General features: G+C 62.9%; 33 protein-coding genes and 1 riboswitch. Of the genes, 23 read left to right on the forward strand and 10 right to left on the reverse strand.

Features of this window, described 5'->3' with window-relative positions:
- Positions 1-14: 14 nt before the first annotated feature.
- Positions 15-209, reverse strand: a complete 195-nt coding sequence (locus tag JQ629_RS03645) for a hypothetical protein (protein ID WP_192738155.1) — start codon at positions 207-209, stop codon at positions 15-17.
- 278 nt (positions 210-487) lie between these two features.
- Here JQ629_RS03645 and JQ629_RS37850 point away from each other — a divergent pair, with 278 nt between their 5' ends.
- The 8 genes from JQ629_RS37850 to JQ629_RS03685 all read left to right on the forward strand — a co-directional run bounded on the left by JQ629_RS37850 (position 488) and on the right by JQ629_RS03685 (position 7,084).
- Positions 488-1,162 (forward strand): lytic transglycosylase domain-containing protein, encoded by a 675-nt coding sequence (locus JQ629_RS37850; protein ID WP_212411249.1) that lies wholly within the window; start codon positions 488-490, stop codon positions 1,160-1,162.
- A gap of 26 nt (positions 1,163-1,188) precedes the next feature.
- A riboswitch (TPP riboswitch) is annotated at positions 1,189-1,327 on the forward strand.
- Positions 1,315-2,328 carry an FAD-dependent oxidoreductase gene (locus JQ629_RS03655; RefSeq protein WP_212411251.1) on the forward strand — a complete coding sequence of 338 codons (1,014 nt, stop codon included), beginning with the start codon at positions 1,315-1,317 and terminating at the stop codon, positions 2,326-2,328. It overlaps the preceding riboswitch by 13 nt.
- Complete coding sequence (thiS, locus tag JQ629_RS03660) at positions 2,319-2,516, forward strand: sulfur carrier protein ThiS (protein ID WP_212266746.1); 198 nt, start codon at positions 2,319-2,321, stop codon at positions 2,514-2,516. The genes JQ629_RS03655 and thiS overlap by 10 nt, the downstream gene beginning before the upstream one ends.
- 162 nt (positions 2,517-2,678) lie before the next feature.
- Complete coding sequence (locus tag JQ629_RS03665; RefSeq protein ID WP_212411253.1) at positions 2,679-3,461, forward strand: thiazole synthase; 783 nt, start codon at positions 2,679-2,681, stop codon at positions 3,459-3,461.
- Positions 3,448-4,056 carry a thiamine phosphate synthase gene (locus JQ629_RS03670; protein WP_212411255.1) on the forward strand — a complete coding sequence of 203 codons (609 nt, stop codon included), beginning with the start codon at positions 3,448-3,450 and terminating at the stop codon, positions 4,054-4,056. Before JQ629_RS03665 ends, JQ629_RS03670 begins: the two co-directional genes overlap by 14 nt.
- A 142-nt stretch (positions 4,057-4,198) precedes the next feature.
- On the forward strand, positions 4,199-6,115 hold the full coding sequence (thiC, locus tag JQ629_RS03675; RefSeq protein WP_212411257.1) for a phosphomethylpyrimidine synthase ThiC: 1,917 nt from the start codon (positions 4,199-4,201) through the stop codon (positions 6,113-6,115).
- A 25-nt stretch (positions 6,116-6,140) separates the two neighbouring features.
- A complete protein-coding gene (locus tag JQ629_RS03680) occupies positions 6,141-6,539 on the forward strand; it encodes a hypothetical protein (protein ID WP_212411259.1) in 399 nt (132 codons plus the stop codon).
- Positions 6,540-6,802: 263 nt separating this feature from the next.
- Positions 6,803-7,084, forward strand: coding sequence for a helix-turn-helix domain-containing protein (locus JQ629_RS03685; RefSeq protein WP_212411261.1), 282 nt, complete (start codon positions 6,803-6,805; stop codon positions 7,082-7,084).
- A gap of 120 nt (positions 7,085-7,204) precedes the next feature.
- On the opposite strand, the gene JQ629_RS03690 is transcribed toward JQ629_RS03685, so the two are convergent.
- Positions 7,205-8,977 (reverse strand): caspase family protein, encoded by a 1,773-nt coding sequence (locus JQ629_RS03690; protein ID WP_212411263.1) that lies wholly within the window; start codon positions 8,975-8,977, stop codon positions 7,205-7,207.
- 992 nt (positions 8,978-9,969) lie between these two features.
- On the opposite strand from JQ629_RS03690, the gene JQ629_RS03695 reads away from it, so the two are divergent.
- On the forward strand, positions 9,970-10,356 hold the full coding sequence (locus tag JQ629_RS03695) for a RidA family protein (RefSeq protein ID WP_212411265.1): 387 nt from the start codon (positions 9,970-9,972) through the stop codon (positions 10,354-10,356).
- Between the two features lie 4 nt (positions 10,357-10,360).
- Complete coding sequence (locus tag JQ629_RS03700) at positions 10,361-11,059, forward strand: glutathione S-transferase family protein (RefSeq protein ID WP_212411267.1); 699 nt, start codon at positions 10,361-10,363, stop codon at positions 11,057-11,059.
- Between the two features lie 84 nt (positions 11,060-11,143).
- Here the strand turns inward: JQ629_RS03700 and JQ629_RS03705 are convergent, their stop codons facing one another.
- Positions 11,144-11,584 carry a hypothetical protein gene (locus JQ629_RS03705; protein ID WP_212411269.1) on the reverse strand — a complete coding sequence of 147 codons (441 nt, stop codon included), beginning with the start codon at positions 11,582-11,584 and terminating at the stop codon, positions 11,144-11,146.
- A 284-nt stretch (positions 11,585-11,868) separates the two neighbouring features.
- Here JQ629_RS03705 and JQ629_RS03710 point away from each other — a divergent pair, with 284 nt between their 5' ends.
- The 5 genes from JQ629_RS03710 (at position 11,869) to JQ629_RS03730 (ending at position 15,674) form a co-directional block, all read left to right on the forward strand.
- Positions 11,869-12,123 carry a hypothetical protein gene (locus tag JQ629_RS03710; protein WP_212411271.1) on the forward strand — a complete coding sequence of 85 codons (255 nt, stop codon included), beginning with the start codon at positions 11,869-11,871 and terminating at the stop codon, positions 12,121-12,123.
- A 174-nt stretch (positions 12,124-12,297) separates the two neighbouring features.
- The gene (locus JQ629_RS03715; RefSeq protein ID WP_212411273.1) at positions 12,298-12,549 is read left to right on the forward strand and encodes a hypothetical protein; all 252 of its coding nucleotides are present in this window, start codon (positions 12,298-12,300) and stop codon (positions 12,547-12,549) included.
- A 218-nt stretch (positions 12,550-12,767) separates the two neighbouring features.
- Positions 12,768-13,535 carry an SDR family NAD(P)-dependent oxidoreductase gene (locus tag JQ629_RS03720; RefSeq protein ID WP_212411275.1) on the forward strand — a complete coding sequence of 256 codons (768 nt, stop codon included), beginning with the start codon at positions 12,768-12,770 and terminating at the stop codon, positions 13,533-13,535.
- A gap of 118 nt (positions 13,536-13,653) precedes the next feature.
- Positions 13,654-14,823, forward strand: a complete 1,170-nt coding sequence (locus JQ629_RS03725) for a cytochrome P450 (RefSeq protein WP_212411277.1) — start codon at positions 13,654-13,656, stop codon at positions 14,821-14,823.
- 341 nt (positions 14,824-15,164) lie between these two features.
- Positions 15,165-15,674 (forward strand): collagen-like protein, encoded by a 510-nt coding sequence (locus JQ629_RS03730; RefSeq protein WP_212411279.1) that lies wholly within the window; start codon positions 15,165-15,167, stop codon positions 15,672-15,674.
- Between the two features lie 157 nt (positions 15,675-15,831).
- Here JQ629_RS03730 and JQ629_RS03735 read toward each other — a convergent pair whose 3' ends face one another.
- Positions 15,832-16,053 (reverse strand): hypothetical protein, encoded by a 222-nt coding sequence (locus tag JQ629_RS03735; protein ID WP_212411281.1) that lies wholly within the window; start codon positions 16,051-16,053, stop codon positions 15,832-15,834.
- Positions 16,054-16,198: 145 nt separating this feature from the next.
- Positions 16,199-16,465, reverse strand: coding sequence for a DUF2277 domain-containing protein (locus JQ629_RS03740; RefSeq protein ID WP_211997302.1), 267 nt, complete (start codon positions 16,463-16,465; stop codon positions 16,199-16,201).
- 131 nt (positions 16,466-16,596) lie between these two features.
- On the opposite strand from JQ629_RS03740, the gene JQ629_RS03745 reads away from it, so the two are divergent.
- The 4 genes from JQ629_RS03745 (at position 16,597) to JQ629_RS03760 (ending at position 19,024) form a co-directional block, all read left to right on the forward strand.
- Complete coding sequence (locus JQ629_RS03745) at positions 16,597-16,842, forward strand: DUF2188 domain-containing protein (RefSeq protein WP_212266777.1); 246 nt, start codon at positions 16,597-16,599, stop codon at positions 16,840-16,842.
- Positions 16,843-16,919: 77 nt separating this feature from the next.
- Positions 16,920-17,534, forward strand: coding sequence for a hypothetical protein (locus JQ629_RS03750; RefSeq protein ID WP_212411284.1), 615 nt, complete (start codon positions 16,920-16,922; stop codon positions 17,532-17,534).
- A 67-nt stretch (positions 17,535-17,601) separates the two neighbouring features.
- Positions 17,602-18,660 (forward strand): alpha/beta fold hydrolase, encoded by a 1,059-nt coding sequence (locus tag JQ629_RS03755; protein ID WP_212411286.1) that lies wholly within the window; start codon positions 17,602-17,604, stop codon positions 18,658-18,660.
- 19 nt (positions 18,661-18,679) lie between these two features.
- A complete protein-coding gene (locus tag JQ629_RS03760) occupies positions 18,680-19,024 on the forward strand; it encodes an MmcQ/YjbR family DNA-binding protein (protein WP_212411288.1) in 345 nt (114 codons plus the stop codon).
- A 38-nt stretch (positions 19,025-19,062) separates the two neighbouring features.
- Here the strand turns inward: JQ629_RS03760 and JQ629_RS03765 are convergent, their stop codons facing one another.
- Positions 19,063-19,737 carry a hypothetical protein gene (locus tag JQ629_RS03765; RefSeq protein ID WP_212411290.1) on the reverse strand — a complete coding sequence of 225 codons (675 nt, stop codon included), beginning with the start codon at positions 19,735-19,737 and terminating at the stop codon, positions 19,063-19,065.
- A 318-nt stretch (positions 19,738-20,055) separates the two neighbouring features.
- On the opposite strand from JQ629_RS03765, the gene JQ629_RS03770 reads away from it, so the two are divergent.
- Both JQ629_RS03770 and JQ629_RS03775 read left to right on the forward strand, forming a co-directional pair.
- Positions 20,056-20,409 (forward strand): hypothetical protein, encoded by a 354-nt coding sequence (locus JQ629_RS03770; protein WP_212411292.1) that lies wholly within the window; start codon positions 20,056-20,058, stop codon positions 20,407-20,409.
- Between the two features lie 108 nt (positions 20,410-20,517).
- Positions 20,518-21,123 carry a pyridoxamine 5'-phosphate oxidase family protein gene (locus JQ629_RS03775; protein ID WP_192740035.1) on the forward strand — a complete coding sequence of 202 codons (606 nt, stop codon included), beginning with the start codon at positions 20,518-20,520 and terminating at the stop codon, positions 21,121-21,123.
- 213 nt (positions 21,124-21,336) lie between these two features.
- On the opposite strand, the gene bfr is transcribed toward JQ629_RS03775, so the two are convergent.
- The 3 genes from bfr to JQ629_RS03790 form a co-directional block, all read right to left on the reverse strand.
- Positions 21,337-21,822, reverse strand: coding sequence for a bacterioferritin (gene bfr, locus JQ629_RS03780; RefSeq protein ID WP_212411294.1), 486 nt, complete (start codon positions 21,820-21,822; stop codon positions 21,337-21,339).
- A 136-nt stretch (positions 21,823-21,958) separates the two neighbouring features.
- A complete protein-coding gene (locus JQ629_RS03785; RefSeq protein ID WP_192740038.1) occupies positions 21,959-22,219 on the reverse strand; it encodes a (2Fe-2S)-binding protein in 261 nt (86 codons plus the stop codon).
- Between the two features lie 205 nt (positions 22,220-22,424).
- Positions 22,425-22,883, reverse strand: a complete 459-nt coding sequence (locus tag JQ629_RS03790; RefSeq protein ID WP_212411296.1) for a hypothetical protein — start codon at positions 22,881-22,883, stop codon at positions 22,425-22,427.
- Between the two features lie 125 nt (positions 22,884-23,008).
- Between JQ629_RS03790 and JQ629_RS03795 the strand changes: the two genes are divergently transcribed.
- Positions 23,009-23,329, forward strand: coding sequence for a hypothetical protein (locus JQ629_RS03795; protein ID WP_192740040.1), 321 nt, complete (start codon positions 23,009-23,011; stop codon positions 23,327-23,329).
- Between the two features lie 282 nt (positions 23,330-23,611).
- Positions 23,612-23,887 (forward strand): hypothetical protein, encoded by a 276-nt coding sequence (locus JQ629_RS03800; protein ID WP_212033871.1) that lies wholly within the window; start codon positions 23,612-23,614, stop codon positions 23,885-23,887.
- 195 nt (positions 23,888-24,082) lie between these two features.
- Here the strand turns inward: JQ629_RS03800 and JQ629_RS03805 are convergent, their stop codons facing one another.
- Positions 24,083-25,306, reverse strand: coding sequence for a lytic murein transglycosylase (locus tag JQ629_RS03805; RefSeq protein ID WP_212411423.1), 1,224 nt, complete (start codon positions 25,304-25,306; stop codon positions 24,083-24,085).
- Between the last annotated feature and the right edge of the window lie 3 nt (positions 25,307-25,309).

The raw sequence follows: 25,309 nt of genomic DNA on the forward strand, positions 1-25,309 counted from the left end.
GAGGGAGGAGATATTCAGGCCGCCAGTGAATCCGGATGCGATTCCTCGTAGATCGCGACCGCCTCGAACTGATAGTCGCAGGCGCGGCAATACCACAGGAAGGACGTACGGCCCGCGTTGCTTTCGATCCAGTCGGGTCTCGAGATCGGCGTTCCGCATTGGGCACAGGGATTCTCACGGGGCAAATAGCTGGAATCCAATCGAGCCATGGCGCATCTCCCCTCGCTGATATTCTTGTTTTGTATTTGAAATAGACAGCTTTGCTGTCGAAACTGAACACGCTGTCGCGAAGTCTTTTAAACCTTCCTCGAATCATTTGCACGACATTCATGCTCGGACGAATCGCCGCAATGCTGTTCGAACCAATCGCCGCAATGGCGTCGAATTTTTCCTCTATTGCCGGTCGCTCCTCCGCAATAATCGTGTTACGCAAATCGTTAACGCGCAGGTTGCGACCGAGATTTTTGATGAAGGCTTTGATTGTTTGATGAAAGCTTTGCTGAACCTGGCCTCGTTCGCCGTCGTGGCAGCTTGTTTGGTTGCGCCACCAGCTGCAGCGCAACAGCGCGCGCAATATGAAAGCCTGGTCGCCGCCCATGCCAGCGCCAACAATGTGCCGGAAGCGCTGGTGCATCGCGTAATCGTTCGCGAGAGCAAATATCATCCGGATCTGGTCGGACGCGGCGGCACCATCGGGCTGATGCAGATCAAGCTCGCGACCGCGCGCGGCGTCGGTTACACCGGCGACGCGGCCGGCCTGCGCGATCCCGCCACCAACCTCGCCTATGGCGTGAAATACCTCGCTGGCGCCTGGCGCGCTGCCAACGGCAACCAGGACCGCGCCGTGCGCCTTTATGCCGGCGGCTATTATTACGTCGCAAAGCGCCAGCGGCTGGAACGGCTGAACCAGCCCGGACCGGTGCTGGCCAGCGCCCCGCCAATGAACATCGCGCCGGCCAGGGACGCCCCGGAGGAGGCGAAGGAAGCCGCTATTGAGCCGAAAGAAGCTTTGAAACCGGCTGAGGCGGTCGAAAAGCCGAAAGCGGCGGCGACGCTCGTCCCGATCCCGAGGAAGCGTCCGAAGAAACTCGCCGAGGCGAAGCCGCAAGTTCCGCACCCGCCAGACGCCTTATCAGGTGCAAACGGCGCCAAGCCGCGTTGACACGCCCCCACATCGGCCTACATTAGAGCTGTTCCGAGGGGAGCTCCGATGAGGAGCTGAGATACCGCAAGCTTGGACCTGCCAAATGGCACGGTTTGGGACCGCGGTGACCCTTTGAACCTGATCCGGGTCATGCCGGCGAAGGGACAGGGATGTTTCAGGGTTTCAAGCCGCGGGGGGATTCCCCTGTATCTATTATCGGCGCCGGCATTGCCGGCGCGTGGCAGGCGTTGTTGTTTGCGCAGGCTGGCCACGCCGTCACATTGTACGAGCGCAGTGACGCCGCGATGACGCTGTCAACCAGCCATTGGGCCGGCGGCATGCTGGCGCCCTGGTGCGAGGCCGAAGCGTCCGAACCCGTGATCGGCCGGCTCGGCATCCGCTCGCTCGACCTCTGGCGCGAGCATTTCCCGGAAACGCCGTTCAACGGATCGCTGGTCGTGGCGCATCCGCGCGACCGCGCCGATTTCGAGCGTTTTGCCAAACTCACGTCAGGCCATGTCAGGCTGGACGCGCCAGCTTTGCGCGAACTCGAACCGTCGCTGGAAGGCCGTTTCCGCGACGGGCTGTTTTACGCCGATGAGGGCCATGTCGAGCCGCGTCGCGTGCTGCCGGAACTGCATGCGCGTATCGCCGCGGCCGGCGGCCAGATCAAGTTTGACCATGACGCCAGCGCGGACGATCTCGACGGCCTCGTGATCGATTGCCGCGGCCTCGCCGCGCGCGACGCGCAGCCCGAGTTGCGCGGCGTCAAGGGCGAGATGATCATCGTCGAGACCTCGGAGGTCGAACTGGCGCGCCCGATCCGGCTGATCCATCCGCGCTGGCCGCTTTACGTGATCCCGCGCGGCGACGGCAGGTTCATGCTGGGCGCGACCTCGATCGAGGCCGAGGACACCGGCGTCAGCGTGCGCTCGGCGCTGGAACTATTGGGCGCCGCCTACGCGGTGCATCCGGCATTCGCCGAAGCGCGCATCGTCGAATTCGGCTCGGGGCTGCGCCCGGCCTTTCCCGACAATCTGCCGCGGATATCAATCAACGATGAAAAGATCGCCGTCAACGGACTCTATCGCCACGGCTTTCTGCTGGCCCCGGCGCTGGCAGAGCTGACGCTTGGCTACATCAAGCGCGGCGTGATCGACAATGAGGTGATGCAATGCGTGTAACCATCAATGGCGAGGCGCGAGAGATCAACGCGTCAAGCGTCGATGCGCTGCTGCGCGAGCTCGAATACGAAGGCACGCATTTCGCAATCGCGCTGAATTACGACGTGCTGCCGAAGAGCCGCTGGGCCGAGACGCCGATCAAGAGCGGCGACGAGATCGAGATCATCACGCCAAGGCAGGGAGGGTGAGGATGGATATGCGCGCAAACTCTCTCCACCCGTCGTCCCGGCGAAGGCCGGGACCCATAACCACAAGCCGATGTGGTTACGAAAGGTCTCTGCCATCGTGCCCCCAAGAGAGATCACGCGGTATGGGTCCCGGCCTTCGCCGGGACGACAGGAACTAGCACCATGCTGAACTTCTACGGCAAAACCTTTTCCTCCCGCCTCCTGATCGGCAGCGCGCTCTACCCCTCGCCTGCGATCATGCAAGGCGCTATCCGCGCCTCCGGCGCTGGCATCGTCACCGTGTCGCTGCGGCGGGAAGCCGCCGGCGGCAAGACCGGGGATGCGTTCTGGTCGCTGATCCGCGAGCTCGACGTGTCGGTGCTGCCGAACACCGCGGGCTGCCGCAGCGTCAAGGAAGCCGTGACCACCGCAAAGCTGGCGCGCGAATTGTTCGGCACGCCCTGGATCAAGCTGGAAGTCATCGCCGACAACGACACGCTGCAGCCCGACGTGGTCGGCCTCGTCGAAGCCGCCGGCATCCTGATCAAGGACGGCTTTGAAGTGTTTCCCTATTGCACCGAAGACCTCGGGGTAGCGATGCGGCTGGTCGACGCCGGCTGCAAGGTCGTGATGCCGTGGGCCGCGCCGATTGGAAGTGCAAAAGGCATCACCAACCGCGATGCCTTAAAACTGCTGCGCGACAGGCTGCCCGACATCACGCTGGTGGTCGATGCCGGTTTGGGCGCGCCGTCGCATGCCGCCCAGGCCCTCGAACTCGGCTACGACGCGGTGCTGCTCAACACCGCAATCGCCAAAGCCGCCGACCCCGTCGCGATGGCGAATGCGTTTCGCCTCGGCGTCGAGGCTGGACGTACCGCTTACGAGGCCGGGCTGATGGAAGCCCGCGATTTCGCCTCCCCTTCAACCCCTGTCATCGGGACACCGTTCTGGCATGCCGTATCCTGATCGCTTTTATCCTGTCGTCGACAGCGTCAAATGGGTGGCGCGGCTGACCGCCCTCGGCGTCGGCACCATCCAGCTGCGCGCCAAGGACTTGAATGACTCCGAGGCGCTGCAGATCGTCAGCGACGCGCTCGCGGTGACCAAAGGCACGGCGACAAAGCTCGTGGTCAATGATTACTGGCGCGCGGCGATTGTGGCCGGCGCGGAGCATCTGCATCTCGGCCAGGAAGATCTTGCCGACGCCGATCTCGACGAAATCCGCAAAGCAAAGCTGACGCTCGGCATCTCCACCCATGACGACGAGGAACTGGCGACCGCGCTGCGCGCCGCGCCGGATTACATCGCGCTCGGGCCGATCTTCCCGACCACGCTGAAATCGATGCGTTTCGCACCGCAGGGCATTCCAAAGATCACCGAATGGAAAAAGCGCATCGGCGACATCCCGCTGGTCGCGATCGGCGGCATCAAGTTCGAACAGGCAGCCGAGATCTTTGCCGCCGGCGCCGACTCGATCGCGGTGGTCTCCGACGTCACCCAGAATACCGACCCCGACGCGCGGGTGAGGCAATGGCTTGGCCAGGATGCGAAGGCCGCATGATGATGCTAACACCAACCACCGTCATTGCGAGGAGCGCAAGCGACGAAGCAATCCATCTATCACCGGCGACGCTGCCCGATGGATTGCTTCGCTGCGCTCGCAATGACGGCACCAACCAACCAGAAATTCAACGGAGGATAACATGAACATCCGCTCCAACCCCGACACCACCCTGCCCGCCGTCACCACCGGGCCGCTCCCCGCCTCGCGCAAGATCTGGGTCACCCCCGATGAAGCCGCCGATGTCCGCGTTCCCCTGCGCGAGATCATTTTGAGCGAAGGCGCCGGCGAGCCGAACCTGCCGGTCTACGACACTTCCGGCCCCTACACCGACCCCGACGTCACCATCGACGTCAATGCCGGCCTGAAGCGCGCGCGCATCGAGTGGGTGAAGGAGCGCGGCGGCGTCGAGGAGTATGAGGGACGCGACATCAAGCCGGAAGATAATGGCAATGTCGGCGCCTCGCATGCCGCAAAGGCCTTCACCGCGCACCACAAGCCGCTGCGCGGGACAGGTGACCACATGATCACGCAGCTCGAATTCGCCCGCGCCGGCATCATCACCAAGGAGATGATCTACGTCGCGACCCGCGAAAACCTCGGCCGCAAGGTGCAGCTCGAGCGCGCGGAAGCCGCCATCGCCGACGGCGAAAGCTTCGGCGCCGCGGTGCCCGCGTTCGTGACACCCGAATTCGTCCGCAGCGAAATCGCGCGTGGCCGCGCCATCATCCCCTGCAACATCAACCATGGCGAACTCGAGCCGATGATCATCGGCCGCAACTTCCTCACCAAGATCAACGCCAATATCGGCAACTCCGCGGTGACCTCGTCGGTCGAGGAGGAAGTCGACAAGATGGTGTGGGCGATCCGCTGGGGCGCCGACACCGTGATGGACCTTTCCACCGGCCGCAACATCCACACCACGCGGGAATGGATTCTTCGAAATGCGCCGATCCCGATCGGCACGGTTCCGATCTACCAGGCGCTGGAGAAGTGCGACGGCGATCCCGTCAAGCTGACATGGGAGCTCTACAAGGACACGCTGATCGAGCAGTGCGAGCAGGGCGTCGACTATTTCACCATCCACGCCGGCGTGCGCCTGCCCTACATCCACCTTACCGCCAACCGCGTCACCGGCATCGTGTCGCGCGGCGGCTCGATCATGGCGAAGTGGTGCCTGGCGCATCACAAGGAGAGCTTCCTCTACACCCACTTCGAAGAGATTTGCGATTTGATGCGCAAATACGACGTGTCGTTCTCCCTCGGCGACGGCCTGCGTCCCGGCTCGATTGCGGATGCCAACGACCGCGCGCAATTCGCCGAACTGGAGACGCTCGGCGAGCTCACTCAAATTGCCTGGAAGAAGGGCTGCCAGGTCATGATCGAAGGCCCCGGCCACGTGCCGCTGCACAAGATCAAGATCAACATGGACAAGCAGCTCAAGGAATGCGGCGAGGCGCCGTTCTACACCTTGGGCCCGCTGACGACCGACATCGCGCCGGGCTACGACCACATCACGTCAGGCATCGGCGCCGCCATGATCGGCTGGTTCGGCTGCGCCATGCTCTGCTACGTCACTCCGAAGGAGCATCTCGGCCTGCCCAACCGCGACGACGTCAAGGTCGGCGTCATCACCTACAAGATCGCCGCCCACGCCAGCGATCTCGGCAAGGGCCACCCGGCAGCCCAGCTGCGCGACGATGCGCTGTCCCGCGCCCGCTTCGATTTCCGCTGGGAGGACCAGTTCAACCTCGGCCTCGACCCCGAAACCGCGCGCGCCTATCACGACGAAACGCTGCCCAAGGAAGCCCACAAGGTCGCCCATTTCTGCTCGATGTGCGGCCCAAAATTCTGCTCGATGAAGATCACCCAGGACGTCCGCGACTACGCCGCCACGCTGAACGACCCCGACAAGCGCGCGGTCGCCGGCAGCGTCGGCATGTCGATGTCAGGCGTGATCGAGGACGGCATGGCGTCCATGTCGCAGAAGTTCAAGGACATGGGCGGGCAGGTGTATCTGGATGCGGAGAAGGTGAAGGAGAGTAATCGGGTGTTGTGAGGGCTGCGCACTCACCTGGACCGCAATGACGAAGGATCTGACCGGCGTCTGGGACGGCACCTATATTCAGCCGTCAGTTGGAATGGTCACGTTTCTGGTGACGCTCATCGATTCCGGTGGCGCGCTCGGAGGAAGCGTGACCGAACCCTGCATGACATCGGGCTGCCCGGTGAGCACCCACAACGCTTCGATCGCGGGTCAGCGCTCCGGCAGCGCGGTGTCGTTCGTCAAACGCTACGAGCCGCCGGGCTACGGCTATGACAAGGTCTTCTATGAAGGGGCGGTCAATGCCGACGCCACGGAAATCAGCGGCCGCTGGCGATTGCCGGGCGCCACGCTCTCGGGGACATTTCTGATGGTCCGCTCGAGCAAGACGGCGGAAACGACCGCAGCCGAACAACAGGCCAAGGAGCCGGTGCGCTAGCGGGCGTAGGAAGCGATCGTAGCCCGGATGAGCGCAGCGACATCCGGGGATAGTAGGAAACCCGCATATCGCTGCGCTCATGCGGGCTACACGCCAGGAACCGGGACTTCGTGCTCCAACCAGGAGTAGCGCAGGTCTTCTCCTTCCCCCTGTTAGGATTTCGTTAACCATTTCCGCCCACCTTCCCCTCAGCGGCTTGGGGGCCGTTGATTCCTGATGCTTCTGCTCCGTGTTTGGGGGCTAGCGTTGATCGGGAGGTGTTGATGACCCAAGAGTCCCTTGAGCGCTTTTCCGGCGCGCCGGAGTTTTCACCGCCGGATCCGCAAAGCCTTGTACCCCACGAACTTACGCCCCATGAAATTGTGCCGATGCTGATCGGTTCCACCGTCGAGGCGGTCGAGCGCGAGCTCGTGGTGCAGACGCTGGTCCGGTGCGACGGCAATCGCACCCGCGCCGCGCGCGTGCTCGGCTTTTCCGTGCGCACGCTGCGCAACAAGATCCGCCAGTACACCACCGACGGGCTCGACGTTCCCGGGCCGGAGTAGAGGCGGCGCGTTGCTGGCTTGCAGGGTGAATCAGACAGCCCGCATAGCCCGGATGAGCGCAAGCGACATCCGGGGATAGTCGGAATCCCGCATATCGCTGCGCTCATGCGGGCTACATCCCTACTCCACCCGCCCCGCATTGATCGGGTTCGACGCCCGCAGCGCCTCGAGCGCGGTGAACGTATTGCCGTCAAACTCACCATCCGTGCGCCCGACCTGGAAGCCGAACTCCCTCAGCAGTTCCTGCACCTGGGCCCTGGTGTCGGCGCGCCAGCTGGCGTGTTTCCTGAACAGGCTTTCGCGTGCGTCCGGCGAGCCCATGCGGAAGGCGGTCAGGAGATATTCGGCCGATTGCTTGGGGTTGCGCGGCACCGCTTCGCCCTGGTCCAGCACCAGCGCATAGTTGCGCATGCCGCCGGGATGGCCGCCGGCCGCCGCACGTTCGAACCAGCGCGCCGCTTCCACGCCATCCTTCTCAACTCCCTCTCCGCGCTCGTGGAGATAGGCAAGATCCGACATCGCCGCGCCAAGCCCCTTGTCGGCGGCCTGCCGAAACCAGAAGGCGGCCGCGCGCTTGTTTTCCTTGAGGAGTTCGCCGCCATAATAGCAAATGCCGATCCGCCACATCGCCGCGGGATAGCCGTCCTTCGCGAGGTCAAGCAGCATATCGAGGCCGGCGACCTTGTCGCGCTTGGCCGGCGCGTCCAGCAGCGCGCGGGCCAATTGGGCGCGCAGACGCGGCGTGCCGGGTTCCTGCAGGATCGCGGCGACGCAGGCCGGTACGGCCTCCTTGACGCGGATATCGTCCCGCCTGACGCGCGGCGCCCGCGAGTCCGGGACGTCGGAGCCGTAGCTGGCGAGGCGGTCGCAATTCGCGACCGCGTTCGGGTTGGCGAGATCGGCGCGCACCATTTGCGGCTGCCGCTTGAGATAGTCGTTGAAGGCGCGATTGTTGAACACCGCGCGAGCCGTAGGCTGTGACGGTTTGGGCTGTGACGGCTGCGGCGGCAGGTTGGCCACCACCGGTGGCCTGGCCGGCTTGTTGCTCGCGACAGGCGCTTCCTGCGCGCTCTTCGCGGGCGCGGCGCCGTCGCTGGCGAGATACAATTGCCCGATGATCTGGTCGTAATAGGCCGGCACCTGGGTGTGGCTGACCGTCAGCGAAAGGTCACGCACCGCGACCTGTGTGGATTTCGCGATCGCGACCAGCGTGTTCTCTTTCTTCTGAACCTCCTTGAGGAAGACCCGCGTGAAAACCGAGTTCGGATCGGCGTCGCGGTCCGACATGCGGTCGAGCGCCGCCTGCCCGACACCGGCCGAATAGAGCACGAACACCCCTTCGGGCGGCGTACCCTGCGCCAGCCCACGCGCGCCGCCCAGGCTTCGGGTCGTGCCTGTCTTGAACGGATTGTCGCGGCAGGCGTCCAGCACGAACACCGAAGCGCGCGCGCCGCGTTCCTGCAAATCGGTGATGAGCTTTTCGGTCTGCACCGCCTCGCCGGTGAGCAGGCTTTCCTGGCCCTGCTTCACCGGCGGAATGTCGATCGGCAGGATGTAATTGACGCCACGAACCTCGATGCCATGTCCGGCGTAATAGATCAAAGCGAGATCGCCCGGAGACACCTTGTCCATGAAGGCGGAAAGCTGCCGGATGAAGTCGCGGCGATTCAGATCGGTCGCAAGCTGAACCTGGAAGCCGAGCGATTGCAGCGAGGACGAAACCGCCTTCGCATCGTTCACCGCCTTCTCGAGCCTCGGCACGCTCTCATAGGCATTGTTGCCCACCACCAGCGCGAGGCGTTTTTCCGCGCGCGCCGGGGTCGCCGACACCGCCGCAACAAGGGCGAAAACGGCGAAGGTCGCGCGAACGGTGGATTTGGCTGCGGAACGCAAGAGTTCGTCCTTGAAATAAAAACTGCAGCGGCTATGCCGCCCGAAAATGCCGCGATCGGTTCGAGCAGCATCTTAAAGGCTCAGTCCGGCACTTTGAAAGAGCGTATCATCACCCTTGAGCCAAGTGCGTCGCCTCGCGCGCAAGCAAAATCTTTCGCTTGGCGTGCGACAAAGTAACCCGACGGGCAAATCAGTTCTGCTTTTCGGAAATCGTGTCAAGACCCAAAATAGAAAATATTTCTCTTTTCCGGAAGGGCAAATCAGGTGCATACGTTCGGCCATCCCGTCCTACTCAGAAGGGCGTCGGCCGTCGTCACGGACGTTGGGCGGGGAGCGGTGGACGCGTTGGCGTCAGGCGTGAAACGAGATCGCAGGGCGGTTTTGCCGTGAGCGGTCATCGGCACGCAGACGAACGGCGCCAATGCGTACGGCAAAACCGTGTGGTCCTGGCATCCGTTGCTGATGTCAAGCTGGCGGAGGTGAAGTTGGCCCAACCGGGTTCGATCAGCCTTAATCCGTCAGCGACGGTGACAACAAAGAACTCGTCGCCGGGGAGAGCACGATATAAGCCGTAAAGCCACTGCGCAGGGAATGTCGGATGTTCTCCGCTGCCCTGTATGCTCGTGTGCAGCCTACTTAGCACTAACCGCACACGGGACCGCGGGTGCAGCGCGCATCCGGCATTCCCTGCGCCCTCTATTTTTTGAGGGCGGGAAGTGACGCATAGCTCGGGCGCATCGCGCCGCGAGGATGCTCGTTGTCGTCCCGGCGAAGGCCGGGACCCATACGCCGCGGCCCCTGTTGTTGAAACGAAGGATAACGATGAGCGTGCAAGAACAATTATCGCCGGTGGCTTTGGGTCCCGGCCTTCGCCGGGTCGACGTAGCCTAGCAAGCGTAGCCCGGACGAGCGGAGCGACATCCGGGACTGGCAGAAATCCCGCATGTCGCTATGCTCATGCGGGCTACAGTTCAGATCAATCGAGGCGCCCCATGCCCATCCAGCACTTCCTCCCTCCCGCCGGCATCAAGTCGCCGCCGCTGTCGTTTGCCGCCCGCGTCGGCGATCTGCTGTTCATCTCAGGCATTCCCGGCTTCGACGAAAAAGGCGCGCTGCCCGACGGCTTCGAGGCGCAGTTCGGCAACGTCGTGATCAACATCAAGCGCATCCTCGATGAGGCCGGCGCGACGTTCCGCGACCTGGTCAAGGTCAACGTACTGCTGACGCGCGCGTCCGACGTCGCCACCATGAACAAGCTCTATGCGGACGCGTTCGGGCCGGCGCCCTATCCGGCACGCACCACCTGCGTGGTGGTGGCGCTGCCTAACCCGCAGATGCTGATCGAGATCGAGGGCGTGGCGTCGCTGAAGGCGCGGTGAGCCGATGCTGACGCTTTATTCCTATCCAGAACTGTTCGGCGTCGCCGACAATAACGGCTATGGGCTGAAGGTGTTCGCCTTCCTCAAGCTCACGGACGTGCCGTTCGTCCATGAGCATCTGTTCGACGCGTCGGCGGCGCCGCGCGGGCAGCTGCCTTACATCGTCGATGACGGCGAAACGATCGGCGACAGCGAGACCATCATTGCGCATCTGGTGCGAAAACATCGCCTCACCATAGACGCCGCACTGACGCCTGCGCAGCGCATGACCGATCATCTGGTCACACGCATGCTCGACGATCTCTATTGGGTGATGTCGTATTCGCGCTGGAAAGACGATCGGTACTTCCCCGCGTTCCGCGACGGCTTCATGGCGCAGCATTCGCAGATCGACGCGGCTGGGCTGAACAAGGCGCGGGACTACAACGCGCAGCGCTATTATTTCCAGGGCATCGGCCGCTACACGCCCGACCAGGCCTACGCACGCGGGCTGGCGGATCTGCAGGTGCTGGCCGATCTGATTCCGGCCGATGGATATGTGCATGGGGTGACGCCGACCAGCGTCGATGCCGGCATCTACGGCTTCATCGCCAACATTCACTTCCTACCCATTCCGACGCCGCTGAAGGCGTTGGTGTCGGATCATCCCAATCTCGTGCGCCATTGCGAGGCTGTTCACGCGATGGTGAGCAAGAAATCGTAGGGTGGGTTAGCCGAAGGCGTAACCCACCGCGTGATGAGCAAAGAAGGTGGGTTACGGCTTCGCCTATCCCACCCTACGCAGTTCCTACCTCAGCGTAATCGCGAGCCCGCTCAAATCCGCATTCGCCATCAGGCCGGTCTGCTGGCCGGCGAGTTCGAGCACCGCGCCCTTCTGGTTGGTCAGCACGATCGCGCGCGCGCCGCGGCCGATCGCAAGGCCCGCGCCCGCCGCGCCATAGACGCCGGCGACGTCGGACGGCCGGTAAATGTTGCTGACGCGGCCGCGCAGCACCGTCTTCGAGCCGCCGAACACCAGGCCGTAATCCAGCCCGCCGGTGGAGAGCGTGTAGCGCCGGCCGCGGAAGTTCAGCGTGCCGCTGCCGCCGGAGCCGCCGATGACCCATCCGGCCTTGTAGATCGTCATCGCGATGGTGCCCTCATCGGCACGGGCGACGGAGGACAGCGCGGCGCCGGCGAAAGCCGTCAGCGCAACGAGCGCGACACGAATGGCGGATGACTTCTTCATGGAGTGTTTCCTTAGGCGGTGGAGAGCGAGCGCCGCGACGGTGAATCAGAGTCGCGCTTGGCTGATTGTAACCGATTGACGGGATCGACAAAGCCTATTCACGCCGCGCGATTTGCAGGGTTCCATCGCGCTTCAGGCCCGGCCATTTCTGGGCGCGCGCTTTGAACCAATCGGGCACTTGCGGGACATAATTCATGACCGGGACATGACGTCTCGGGCACCTCCCCGATCGGATTTCATTGGCTGGGAGAGCTGCAAACCCTTTGATGCTCAGGAGACCCTCGATGCGCCGTCTTTGCCTCCTCGCCGCCACTGCCGCCGTTGCCGTCACTTCGCTTGCCGCCATGAGCCCCGCCGAAGCCTCCTTTCATCTGATCCGCTGGCAGGATTCCGGCTTCTGCCAGATCTGGGACCAGAGCGTGCCGACCGTGCCATATCCGGGCAACTACACGGTCGTCGTCGGCAGCGAAGTGCCGACCTTCGGCGACGCGCTGGTGCTGAAAGACGGCCTGCTGCACAACGGCACCTGCTCGTTCTGAGCGCGTTGACGCTTCGATCAAGGCCGGCCCCGCCGGCCTTCTTCGTGGCGGAAAAATTGAACCAATCACGCTTTCGCCACACTCAATGAATGCCCGGATCCCCATCGGGCGCCGGCCCCGCCAGCACGCATTGCGGGGGCCGGCCAGACATTTCCCAACAGGAGACCTTTGCCCATGCTTCGAGTTACCGCTCTCAGTGCCGCCGCCGCTATCGCACTGTCCGCCTTTGCCGCGACCGCGCCTGCCGAAGCCGCGTTTCATCTGATCCGCTGGGAAGGCACCGGCGCCTGCCAGATCTGGGACGAGAGCATTCCGACCAAGCCGATCCCCTCGAACTACAAGACCGTCAGCAAGCCGGTCCCGACCTTCGCCGCAGCGATCGCGATCAAGGACGGCATGCTCAAGAAGGGCGCCTGCAAGATCTAAGCTTGCGCCCATCGACCATCATCATTTCATGGATCAAGGCCGGTGGGTGATGCCCCGCCGGCCTTGCCGCTTTGAAAAACGCCTGCCGCGTCGCGCTGCCGGCTCCATGCTCCGCACACACCTGCCCCGCGCTTCCAGCACCGTCCGGGGGCTGACGGCCCGCGATCCGCATCCTAATATGATCCTCACACAAAAACAGAACCGTTGAGGAAACATCCATGCCCCTGCTCCAAAATCACATCGCTGTCATCACCGGCGCAGGCTCCGGCATCGGGCGCGCGATCGCAAAAGGCTACGCCAGCGAGGGCGCGCGCGTGGTGCTGCTCGACATGAACGAGGCGGCGGCGGCCAGCGTGGCAAAGGAAATCCGCGACGCCGGCGGCAAGGCCGAAAGTTTCCTGCTCGACGTCACCAGGCGCGACGACTGCGTCGCGATCGCCAGGCGCGTCGCCGAAAAAGTTGGCCAGGTCTCGATCCTGGTCAACAATGCCGGCATCGCCCGCCGCAACGGCATGCTGGGCGCGGCGGAAGCCGTGATCAACGATTGGGAAGACATCATCGCGATCAACCTCACCGGCGTCTTCAACGTGACGCATGCCTTCCTCGAACCGCTGCGATCAGCCAAGGGGCGCATCGTCAATATCGGCTCGATCCAGTCGTTCGTGCATCTGAAGACGCCAAGTTCGCCGGCCTACACCGCCTCCAAACACGGCGTGCTCGGCTTCACCAAGGCGCTCGCCGCCGAACTCGGCAAGGACGGCGTCCGCGTCAACGCGATCGGCCCGGGCTTCATCGAGACGCCGCTGAACGAAAAGGTCCGCGCCAGCAATCCGGCGCTGGTAAAAGTGTTCGTCGACCACACCCCGCTCGGCCGCGCCGGCACCGCCGAAGATATCGTCGGCCCCGCGGTCTTCCTGGCGTCCGATCTGTCCGCCTATGTGTCGGGGTCGATCGTGATGGTGGATGGCGGCTACCGGACGGTCTGAGCCGACGGGACCCGCGATTTGGTGCGGGAACCCAGGAAAAACGGATTGCGGGGTCAGGCCCGGCAATGACATACTTGCCTAGGCAACTAGTTAGCTCTCCCACCCGCGGTAACCGATCATGTCCAACGCCCCGCATTTCGACATCGACGTACCAACGTTCTGGGCCGATCCCTATCCGGCCCTGGCGCGGATGCGGAAGGAAGCACCGATCGCGTTCGTGCCGCAGCTGGGCTCGACCGTGTTCACCCGGCGCGACGACATCTTCACCCAGGAAAAACGCATCGACGTGTTCTCCTCGCATCAGCCGGCGGGGCTGATGAACGTGCTGATGGGCCACAACATGATGCGCAAGGATGGCGATGCGCATATGTCGGAACGCGCGGCGATGTTTCCGGCGGTGTCGCCGCGCACCGTGCGCGACACCTGGGTGCGCCAGTTCCAGGCCCATGCCGACCGCATCCTCGACGAGCTCGTGCCGCAGGGCAAAGCCGATCTGTGCAAGGCGCTGGCGCTGCCGCTGTCGGCCGAATGCCTGAAGGACATCACCGGGCTGACCAACATGCGCTACCAGGACATGGACGCCTGGTCGCAGGCGATGATCGACGGCATCGCCAATTACACCGGCAACAGGGAGGTCGAGGCGCGCTGCCACGCCGCGACGTCAGGCATCGATGCCGCGATCGACGACATGATCCCGGTGGTGGCCAAACATCCCAACACCTCGATCCTCAGCGTGCTCCTGGCCTCCGGGCAGAACATGGAAAGCATCCGCGCCAACATCAAGCTGGCGATCTCGGGCGGCCAGAACGAACCGCGCGACGCCATCGCCGGCGCGACCTGGGCGCTGCTGACGCATCCCGAGCAGCTCGCGCTGGTTCGCGAGGGCAAGGCGAAATGGCTCGACGTGTTCGAGGAATATGCGCGCTGGATCGCCCCGATCGGCATGTCGCCGCGCCGCGTTGCAAAACCGTGGTCCTATGGCGGCGTCGATTTCGAGCCGGAGGACCGCGTGTTCTTCATGTTCGGCTCCGCCAACCGTGACGAGGCCGTTTTCGGCGATCCTGATCGCTTCGACATCACCCGCAACACGTCGAAGAGCATCGCGTTCGGCGCCGGCCCGCATTATTGCGCCGGCGCCTTCGCCTCGCGCGCGATGGTCGCCGATGTCGCGTTGCCCGGCATTTTCACACGGCTCAAGGGTCTGCAACTCGACGAGAGCGAGCCGGTGCGGATCGGCGGCTGGGCGTTTCGCGGCCTGCTCAATCTGCCCGTGAGATGGATCACATAAGCAAAGCGAGACTTCCCGGTTCGGGCCGAAAAATCGAACGGACATCGGCAAGCTGACGACCAATCTCCACACACGCTAACAATGGAGAACGACAATGCTTGCGGAAATCTTTTTGCTGCGCCTGGAAGCCAAATTGCGATCGAACCAACAAACCACGCCATTGAGGAAACCACGCTTCGTGCCGATCGTACTGCGTTCGTAGCAGAACCGTCATCGGGGGCCCGCCAACGGCGACGCCTCCATGACGATTCCGTTGATGTTGATCAAAATCGACAACTCAATTGAAGCCGTCATCAAACGTCTGATAAGAAGCGCTTCGGAATCATATTCGGAGCGCACACGTGGCGGACGAAGCAGGTACCCGGCAGGGACGACAGGGACCACAGGGCCCGCGCGGCGAGCCCGGACGTCCGGGACCGCAGGGGCATCCCGGACCGCCGGGCCTGGAAGGCCCGCGCGGCAAGCCTGGAGCGGACGGCAAGGCCGGCGCGCAAGGTAAAGCCGGACCGCAAGGCAAGCGCGGCGAAGCCGGCCCGCAGGGCAAGCCCGGTCCGCAAGGCGCAGCCGGTCCGCGCGGCGAACCCGGACCGCCCGGCCAGTTACCCTCGATCGAGCAGGTAATGCCGTGGCTGCATCTGATTTTCGATGCCTGGGAAGATCACCGGAAGACGCGCGAGCGCGAGGCAGCGGAGCGTGAAGCCGCGGCACTTGAGGACACCGAACGTGAAGCCGCCGAGCGAGAGGCACTCGAGACGGCCCTGCACGGCGATGATGGCGACGCTGATGGTGACGACGACGATCGCCGCAAGGAAAAGAAGAAGCACAAGCGCAAACATAAGGACAAGAAGTAAGCGCGCCGCTCAGCGCCGCGGCCAAACAGGCCCGCGAGCGTCGCCTACCATTCGCCCAAAAGGATCACGGGATCGACCTGGCCACGCAACCAGGCCGTCGCCAGTCCGGTGAACAACATCAGCAGCGCCCAGCCGAGCAAACGCGCGATCATGACGTTCAACGTGCGGCGTTGGCACTGGCACGAGTGTTCGGCAGCAGGCGCATGAGCCGGAAGCACCAGTGCATGCTGCGATACCAGAGATAACCCGCAATGGAGCCCGAGATCGCCAGAATAGCGATCACGGCGGGCTCGTAGTTTCCACCCACCCACAGCATCCAGCCGGACCACAGCACGGTGAAAGCGGTGGCGCTCAGTTTCAGGGGAGTCGTCGGCTTCATGGCACCCTCCATGGCGATCGGATGGTGCCAACCTATGCCCGGGCGACCGGCCGCACTGTGAGCTACGTCACGTGGGCTACCGAACCCAGGAAAACGCGATCAGGAACGCCTCCAATTCAATGCCGGGCGGCGAACGCAGCCCGTCTTACCCGAATCTCGCCCGCGAACGTTCCCGTGCCTTCTCGGCCTCGACTTCGCGGTCGCGGGCCGGCGCGTTGGTCTGCAGCGACGCCAGCAGGCGGCGGGCGCTGTCGGAAACCTCGGAGACCGCGCGGTTGAAGGCCTCCGCATTGGCCTGCGACGGCGAGTTGAACCCGGAAAGCTTGCGCACGAATTGCAACGCCGAAGCATGGATTTCCGCGTGCGTCGCCGGCGGCTCGAAATTGAACAGGGTCTTGATGTTGCGACACATGGTTCTCTCCTCGGGATGCAGGCTGGCCATTCCAAGGACGAACGGCCGATGCAAAATCCGACAGTTTCGACTATTCTGTCATAGATTGACCGGCGCGTTCACCCTCTCGGCAATGGCATAGCGAGTTCCCGATGAGCCACGTGACCTACAAGATCGTCGAGCATGACGGCGGCTGGGCCTATACCGCCAATGGCGTTTTTTCCGAACCGTATCGGACCCACGCCGCGGCGCTCGCGGCCGCGCGGCGTGCGGCGGCCGAGCAGCGGGTGCCCGGTCGCACCGAGGTGATCGAATACGAAACGGCTGACGGCAAGTGGCAGACCGAGACCGCGGCCGGCAACGACAGGCCGGAGACCGATGTCGAGGACACCGCCTAGCCGCGAACGCACACAATCCGGTGAACGCGCAAGACAGAAACGGCGACCAACGGTCACGCGCCAGTGAAAGGCATCCGATGATCGCACGGTTCGGCCGCGGCCCAAGCATCCTGCTCGCATTGTTCATCCTGAGCCAAACCAGCCCGGCCCTTGTCTCCTCTGCCGTCGCCTGCGCCTGCTGCACCAATGAAGGCCAACGCAACGTCGCCACCGTGGTGCTGGATTCCGGCAAGCAGCAGGAGATTGAAAGCCTGCGTTTCGGCGGCAAGGCGACGTTGTTCACGGGCGAAGGCGACGTCGAGGGCATCCAAGGCATCGCCTCGCCCGCCGGCACCTACACACTTTCGGCGCAATGGCGCGAGGACAGACTCGTGCTTTCGTTCCGCGACGCCGCCGGCCACACCGGCACGTTAGCGTTGACGCGTCCCCCAACGATCTCGGTGTTCGAGGTCGACCCGCGCGACCGGCCCGACAGGGGCCAGGGACCGACGCTCTACAAGGAATGGAAACTGTCAGCGCCCGCCTCAGGCAGCGGCGTGTTTCAGCCTGGTATCGCAAGGCAGCAGGTCCTGACGCTGATCCTGCAGGGTGGCGGCAATTCCTGCACCTCCGGCGTCGACTTTACGCACTGGACGCTGGTGATGCAGGGCCCGAAAGCCAATTACACGCTGTACGGCAATCTGGTGCGGTGAAACGCCCTTGTGATAGGCTCCCTGACAAGTGGCCCTAAAAAAGAGCGCCGCATCAGGGGAGATCAGCATGAATTTTTCGCAAATCACGTTAACGGCTGCACTCGCCTTGACCTCCTTCGCCGCGTCTGCCGCAGATTATCCGGCGCCCCAACAGGGCGACTGGATCGCCAAGGATTTCAAATTCCACTCCGGCGAAGCCATGGAGCTGCGGCTGCACTACACCACGATCGGCGAGCCGACCGGCCAGCCGGTGCTGGTGCTGCATGGATCGGGTGGCTCGGCCACCAACATGCTGACGCCGACCTTTGCCGGCGAATTGTTCGGCCCCGGCCAGCCGCTGGACGCGGCGAAATACTACATCATCATCCCGGACGGGCTCGGCCACGGCAAATCGTCAAAGCCCTCCGACGGCATGAAGACGGCATTCCCGAAATACAATTACGAGGACATGGTCGACGCGCATTACCGCCTGCTCAAGGAAGGCCTCGGCGTGAAGCACCTGCGGCTGGTGATCGGCAATTCGATGGGCGGCATGCATACCTGGATCTGGGGCGGCAAGTATCCGCAGTACATGGACGCGCTGGTGCCGATGGCCGCGCAGCCGACCGAGATGGCGGCGCGCAACTGGATGCTGCGGCGGATGATGCTGGAGACCATCCGCAACGATCCCGACTACAATCGCGGCAATTACGTCACCCAGCCGCGCATGATGAAATACGCCATCGCCGCCTATGGCATCGCCACCGGCGGCGGCACGCTGGCCTATCAGATGCTGGCGCCGACCGGCGCGAAGGCGGACAAGATGGTGGACGACCGGCTGGCGCTGCCGATTACAGCCGATGCCAACGACTTCATCTATCAGTGGGAAGCTTCGCGCGATTACAATCCGTCCGCAGGGCTCGACAAGATCGAAGCGACGCTGCTTGCGATCAACGCCGCCGACGATGAGCGCAATCCGCCGGAAACCGGCGTCACCGATGCAGCGATGAAACGCGTCAAGAATGGCCGCCTGTTCCTGATCCCGCCCTCGACCGAGACGCGCGGACACCTCACCACCGGCAACGCGGCATTCTACAAGAAGCAATTGCAGGAATTGCTGCAGACCGCGCCGCAGCGGACGATGTAGGCCCGGAAGAAAGCGTGCAATGTCAACCAGCCGTTTTCGTCGGACCGCACTCGCGCTTTCCGATACGGTGGAGAGCGCGCATCACGGCAAGGCTGATTTCCGCGTCGGTAAACGTATCTTCGCTACGCTGGGCCATCCCGACGAAAACTGGGACACGGTCAAGCTAACGTACGAGCAGCAATCGATGCTGGTAGAGGCGGAGCCCGAAATCTTCCGCCCGGTGCCAGGTGGATGGGGCAAACAGGGCTACACCAATGTTCGCCTGGCCAAGGCCAATGCGGCGACGCTAAAAAGCGCGCTGACAATGGCCTGGCAGAATGTCACGCCAAAGGCATACGCCAAGCGACGCGCGATGCCGCAATAGCGATTGCTGCAACCCCATAGCTCCTTCCGATTGCTGCATCATCTATCGTCGACCCGCCTGGATATTCGAAACTCGGGACAACTACCCCATGGGACGTTGCGCGCGCGATTTTTGTCGGGGGCTCCTTTCAGCCCGGCGTGCAGAACGTTGACTTCCTGAAACGCGTATCGATCGGTGGCAAGATCATGAGAAAAGATCACGTCAATGGTTGTGTACGACCATATCAGGCAAAGAACACACACAGGCGCGAAACGCACTTGAGGCAAGTAGTATTGGAAATGGACGCGCGAACTGGTGCGGTCCCCGCGCATGTCCGGCACCTCCTGCGTTTGGACGTATTCTGCACCCATGCTACGCATGACGGCATGGGCCGAGGCCAGTTGGCGACTGATGGACGGATCGGATCCAGCAAGCTCTCTAATGTGTGAGAGAAGCTGATCATTGAGATTGCTGTTGAAGGTTGCTGTCGGGCCCCGAAAGCCACTGTCCGACGGCCAAAACACCCCATTCGACAGACCGGGCCAGACTGTCCAGCGTTGCGCGCCCGCCCGAGACAGGATGCGCTCGTATTCAGCAACGCCAATCGAACCGACGCTGCATTTCTCCAGCCCGAGGAGTTCGGTAAAGCTGAAAGCCCAGAGCAAGACGGGGAGCGCAAACAGCAATCCCACGGGTGAAAGCAAGCCTATCGCAATCTTCGGATTCGTGCCCAACGCGTTTCCAATCGTGACGATGACCGCAGCGCGGCTCCCTCCACCAACCACGGGCGGTCAGACCGCATGTTAGGCAGCTTGCTGCCCCCGCCAGCTCACCACACGTCCACCGCAAGAAGATAGCACGTTCGTGCTGCGCCCATTTCAAGGCAGTAATCAGTTCGATGCGACGGCTGAGCGGCCAGCATGAATTCCCGATTTCGCACCGCATCAATTTTGGGCCCGCCGCACCGCTCATTATTTGAGCGTGCATCAGTTCGCCTGCTCCGCTTGAATTGTCACCGATACGATTCGAAAGACAACACGGTGGAGGATTGGATGCGAAGACTCGCGCAGCTCGCTCTACTCGTGTGTCTCTGTGCGCTCGCAAGCGCAGCGCTCGCCGTCGACAAGGGCCAGTTCGAGAATGTCCCACCCGATATCCGCAACTGGTTCAAGAGTGTGATCGCGCCGAACGGCGTGCCCTGCTGCGATATTTCCGACGGCCATCGCACCTCCTACGACGTGCGCGACGGCGCCTATTGGGTGCCGATCGAAGGCCAATGGATGGTGGTGCCCGACCGCGCCGTCATTCGCGATCACGGCAATCCGATCGGAGAGGCCGTGGTGTGGTACGTGCATCACCGCGGCAGCATCATCATCAGCTGTTTCGTGCCTGCGGACGCGGTGTAGGATTCCGGCAGCATCCGGGATTGCAGGATGTAGTGATAATAGGTGGTCGCCGGAATACCGCGATGGTATCTTCACGTCATCGCGCCGCATTCATTCAGGAGATGTGCCTTGACCGACTTTGCCGCCAGCGACCTCGCCGCGATCTATCCTGCCCCCTCGCCGCGCGTGATCGCGAAGGCGCGCCCCGAGATCGACGTCCATGCGAAGAAATTCATCGGCATGTCGCCGTTCTGCGTGCTGGCCACGTCGGGCTCGGACGGCAGCGTCGACGCCTCGCCGCGCGGCGGCAATCCCGGCTTCATCCATGTCGCCGGACCGAAGGCGCTGCTGATGCCGGACCGCTCCGGCAACAACCGGATCGACAGTTTTCGCAACATTGTCGAGGGAAGCGGCTTCGTGCAGCTGATCTTCTTCGTGCCGGGGATCGACGAGACGCTACGCGTCGGCGGCAAGGGCAAGGTATCGGTGGATCCGGAGGTGATGGCGTCGATGGTGGAGTTCGGCAAGCCGCCGCGCGCGGTGCTGCACATCGACGTGCACGAGGCCTATTTCCATTGCGGCAAGGCGCTGATGCGCTCAAAGCTGTGGGCGGGCGATACGCGGGTTGAACGCGCCGTGATGCCCAGCATCGGCGAAGTGATTCACGACCAGACCGGCCTTGGCGAACGGGAAAGCCAGGAAGTGATTTACGAGCGCTACAAGACTCAGCTGTAAGGTGAAGAGTTAAGCTGCGACTCTCGCCGTCATGCCCGGGCATAGCCGTCTAAAGGACGGCGTCGCTTTCGCTCGCCTATGCCCCGGGCATCCACGTCTTCACGGTCTGGCGCCTAAGTCGTGGATGGCCGGGTCATCCAAGGCGAAGACGCGCTTCGCGCTTTAGCCCGGCCATGACGAGATGGTTACCTGTGACCGCCGAAGCTGGCCGCCTCAGTGCTCGCCCTCGAGCCCGCCGACATGCTTCTGGGTGTAGAGTTCAAGCCCGATGCGCTTGATCAGGTCGAGCTGGGTCTCGAGGAAATCGATGTGATGCTCCTCGTCCTTCATCAGCTGCTCGAACAGGTCGCGTGAGACGTAATCCTTGACGCCGTGGCAGTGGGTAGCGGCTTCCTGGTAGAGCGCGCGCGCGGATATCTCGGAGGCCAGATCGCATTCGATGATTTCCAGGACGTTCTGGCCAATGCGCAAGGGATCGAGCACCTGCAAATTGGGAAAGCCGTCGAGGAACAGGATCCGATCGGTGAACTTGTCGGCATGTTCCATCTCCTCGATGGATTCCTTGCGCCAGACCTTGGCCATATTCAGCAGGCCCCAATTGTTCAGGAGCCGGTAATGCAGCCAGTATTGGCTGATCGCGGTAAGCTCGCTGCGCAGGCCCTTGTTGAGATAATCGATGACTTTTGGGTCGCCCTGCATTGGTGCACTCCGTGGTTTTGAGGCCAAATCGGCCCGAAACAGTATTTAGAACGTTTCTAAATCAGTTTGGAGGCAAGAGCAACCGTTCCCGCAAAAAAGCGATGGGAACCGACCTATCCCGTGGATTTGAGAGGTATCAGGAGGCGGCGAGCGCGAACTCGTGGGCCTGCTCTTCGGTCACAGCGTGACTATGCGGGCAGCCCGAGCAGCAGGCCTTGGCGCAGGGACCCAGCGCTTCGTCGATGATGGCCTTGATGGTGCGCGCGCAGCGACCGCATTCGGCGCTGCAGCCGAGGCATCCATAGACCTGCTTGGGATTGCGCGCCACACCCGAAGCTGCACTGACGGCGTTGCGGACATCATGGTCGCTGATGACGTTACAGGAACAGACGATCATGAATACGGCAGGCCCATCGGTGATGCTTACCCACTTCGATATTGAAGCGGCGGTCGCGATGCAAAAGGAAAAACAACACTTTCAAGCAATTCCAAACTGAGCCTAACTCAGTTTGGAATGAGTCTAAAAAGCCTTGTCTTACAGGCACAATCGCAGGTTTCCCGCGCAGGCACTGTGACCTTAATCACCACCACCTCCACCACTATCAATCATCGCTACTACCGCCGCTGTCGCTGTCACTACCGCTGTCGCTGTCGCCTCCCCCGCTATCATCGCTGGAGGAATCACTCGACGAGCTGGAGTCGTCGGACGAGCTGAAACTGTCGGACGAACAGCTGGAGCTGGAATTATCGGCCGGAGTGGAATTGTCGGACGAGCAGTTCGAACTTGAATTATCGCTGCTGAACAGGTTGGCGATGCTCGAGCCACTGCTGCCGCCGCCGCTACTGGAACCATAGCTGTCATCATTGCGGTCGCGATAGCGGTCGCTGTCGCGCGACGAGCCGCTGGGCCATGCGCTGATATTGTACGTCCGGGCCACCACCCAATAGAACATCACCGCCATGCCGCCGAGTGCGACCAGATATATTGGCATCCCGCTCATCCCGGAATCCTCTTCAAAAACGGCTGGGAAACGGGCCTTTTGCACCGCAATGAAGCCCAACCGCATGCCCCTTCGTCGCCAAATGAGGCGGTCCCGTTCATTGATCATTTCAGCAAAATATGGAACTTTCCGCCGCGACGGACCGCTTTCCCGCCGTCCTTTGCTCCATCAGAAAGGTGAGGCCCATGAAGAAGACATTGATGGCGCTGACTGCCGTCACCGCTTTGGCTGTTTCCGCGGTAGCTGTTCCGGCTCCTGCCCATGCGCAGCGTGGCGTAGCGGCCGGCGTCGCAGCCGGATTGATCGGCGGCGCCATTGTCGGCGGCGCGATCGCCTCGCAGAACGGCTATTACGGTGGTCCGGGCTATTATGCGCCGGCCCCGGGCTATTACGGCGGCCCGGCCTATGTTGCCGAACCCGGCTACGGTCCTGACTGCATCTGGCAGAAGCAGCGCTTCTGGGACGGCTATGGCTGGCGGGTCCGCAGCGTTCGGGTCTGCGACTAGAGCGGTTCTGATCGGATCAAGAACCGAAGCCCGAAAACGCGCTGAACACCCGTTCACCTTCATTAAATCGTACGCAAAGCCCCGGAAAGCCGCATGGTTCTCCGGGGCTTTGCCGTTCCAAGGCCAGAAAAAACCGCTTTTTTCGGCCATCAAGCCCGCACGTTTACTTTCGGTTGACCGTTGTGCGCTCTTTTCGAAGCGGCCAATTCGAGTACGGCGTGTGTGCCTAACCCTAAACCCGGCGTCGGCTGATCAGGCGCCACCTCCAGGAGAGTCCCCAACATGAAGAAGACATTTGCTGCCTTCGTCGCGGCCGCAACGATTGCCGGTTCGCTCGCTGCGGCACCCGCACCCGCGAACGCTCAGCGCGGCGTGGCAGCTGGCGTGGTCGGCGGCCTGATCGGCGGCGCGATCATCGGTGGCGCCATCGCCTCCAGCCGCCCGGCTTACGGCGGACCGGTCTATGTGGAAGACGCGCCCCCGGCCTGCCGCCTCGTTCGCGAGCGCTTCTGGGACGGCTACGGCTGGGCCTACCGCCGCGTCGAGGTCTGCCACTGATCTGACCACCGGCGCGTCTAACGCGCCTTGCGGGTTCAAGCCCGGCCGGGATCCTCGGCCGGGCTTTTTCGTTCGCGCTGATGTCTTTTGCTTGCAGCATAGCTTCCGTAGCCCGGATGAGCGCAGCGATATCCGGGAACAAGGCGCGCACCGACCCGGATGTCGCTTCGCTCATCCGGGCTACGATCAACCAAGTCAACGCGACGAGCTGATCGAGCGCAGCACCGCTTCGCTTGGCCAGCAATCAACCTTCAGCCCTGCTTGCTTCTGATACGCCCCCAGCGCCGCGCGGGTCTGCATGCCGGCCTTGCCGTCGAGCTTGTCCTTGTAGAGGCCGATCCGCGTCAGATGACGCTGCATGGCTTCGACGTCCTTGCTGCGCAATTGCGTCGATGCCGACCATGGCGTCGCGAACGGCAGCGGGTTCGACATGCGGTCGGCGAGATGGCCGACGAACAGCACGTACAAGTCAGAGAAGTTATATTCCTTGATCACGAAGTAGTTCTTGGTGGTCAGGAACGCCGGACCATAGATGCCTTCCACCTGCAGCAGCGAGGCCGGCTGGGCCTGCTCGGCCGCACTCAACTTCGCGCCGCGCACCGGCACAAAGCCCGCGCGCAGCCATTCGCCGATCGGCTTCGTCACCTCGGGCACGCCCATGGTGCAGTCAACATTATCAGGCGCGCGCACTTCATAGGCCCAGCGCAAACCCGGCTGCCAGCCCTTGTTGACAAGCTGCTGGGCGGCGGAGGCGAGCGCGTCGGGCACCGAATTCCAGATATCGATGCGGCCATCGCCATCGAAATCGACACCATGCTTGTAATATTCGCCCGGCAGGAATTGCGTCAGGCCGGTGGCGCCGGCCCAGGACGAGCGCATGTCCTTGCGCGTCACCGCGCCCTCGCCGAGGATCTTCAGCGCCAGAATGAATTCGCCGCGGTACTGATCCTTGCGCCGGCCGACATAGGCCTGCGTCGCCACCACGCGCACGGTGTCGTAAGGCAATCGATGACGGCCATAATCGGTTTCGCGGCCCCAGATCGCGAGCATGACCGTGGCGGGCACGCCGAAGCGGCTCTCGATCTGACTGAGAGCGGCGCGATGCTTTTGCATCAGCTTCTGCCCCTCCGCCGCCAGCCGCGCGATCGAGGCCTCCTTCACATAGTCGGCCGGCACCTGCACGAACTCGGCCTGCGACGGCGCGCCGGTGGCGGGCCGTCCCGGCAGGATCAGGTCGGGCAATTTGTAATCCGGCTCGAGGCCGCGGGTCTCGGCGTCAAACGTCGCTCGCGATACGCCGGCGGCCTGCGCCTCCGGCCACAGCGAGGCAATGAACTGCGTGAAGCCGGCATCGGCGGCAAGGGCGGGTTGTGAGCCGAACAGGGCGACCCATAACAGAATTCCCGCTCGCCCAATCATAGT

Origin of the sequence: Bradyrhizobium sp. AUGA SZCCT0222, from assembly GCF_018130205.1 — a bacterium.
Taxonomy (GTDB): Bacteria; Pseudomonadota; Alphaproteobacteria; order Rhizobiales; family Xanthobacteraceae; genus Bradyrhizobium.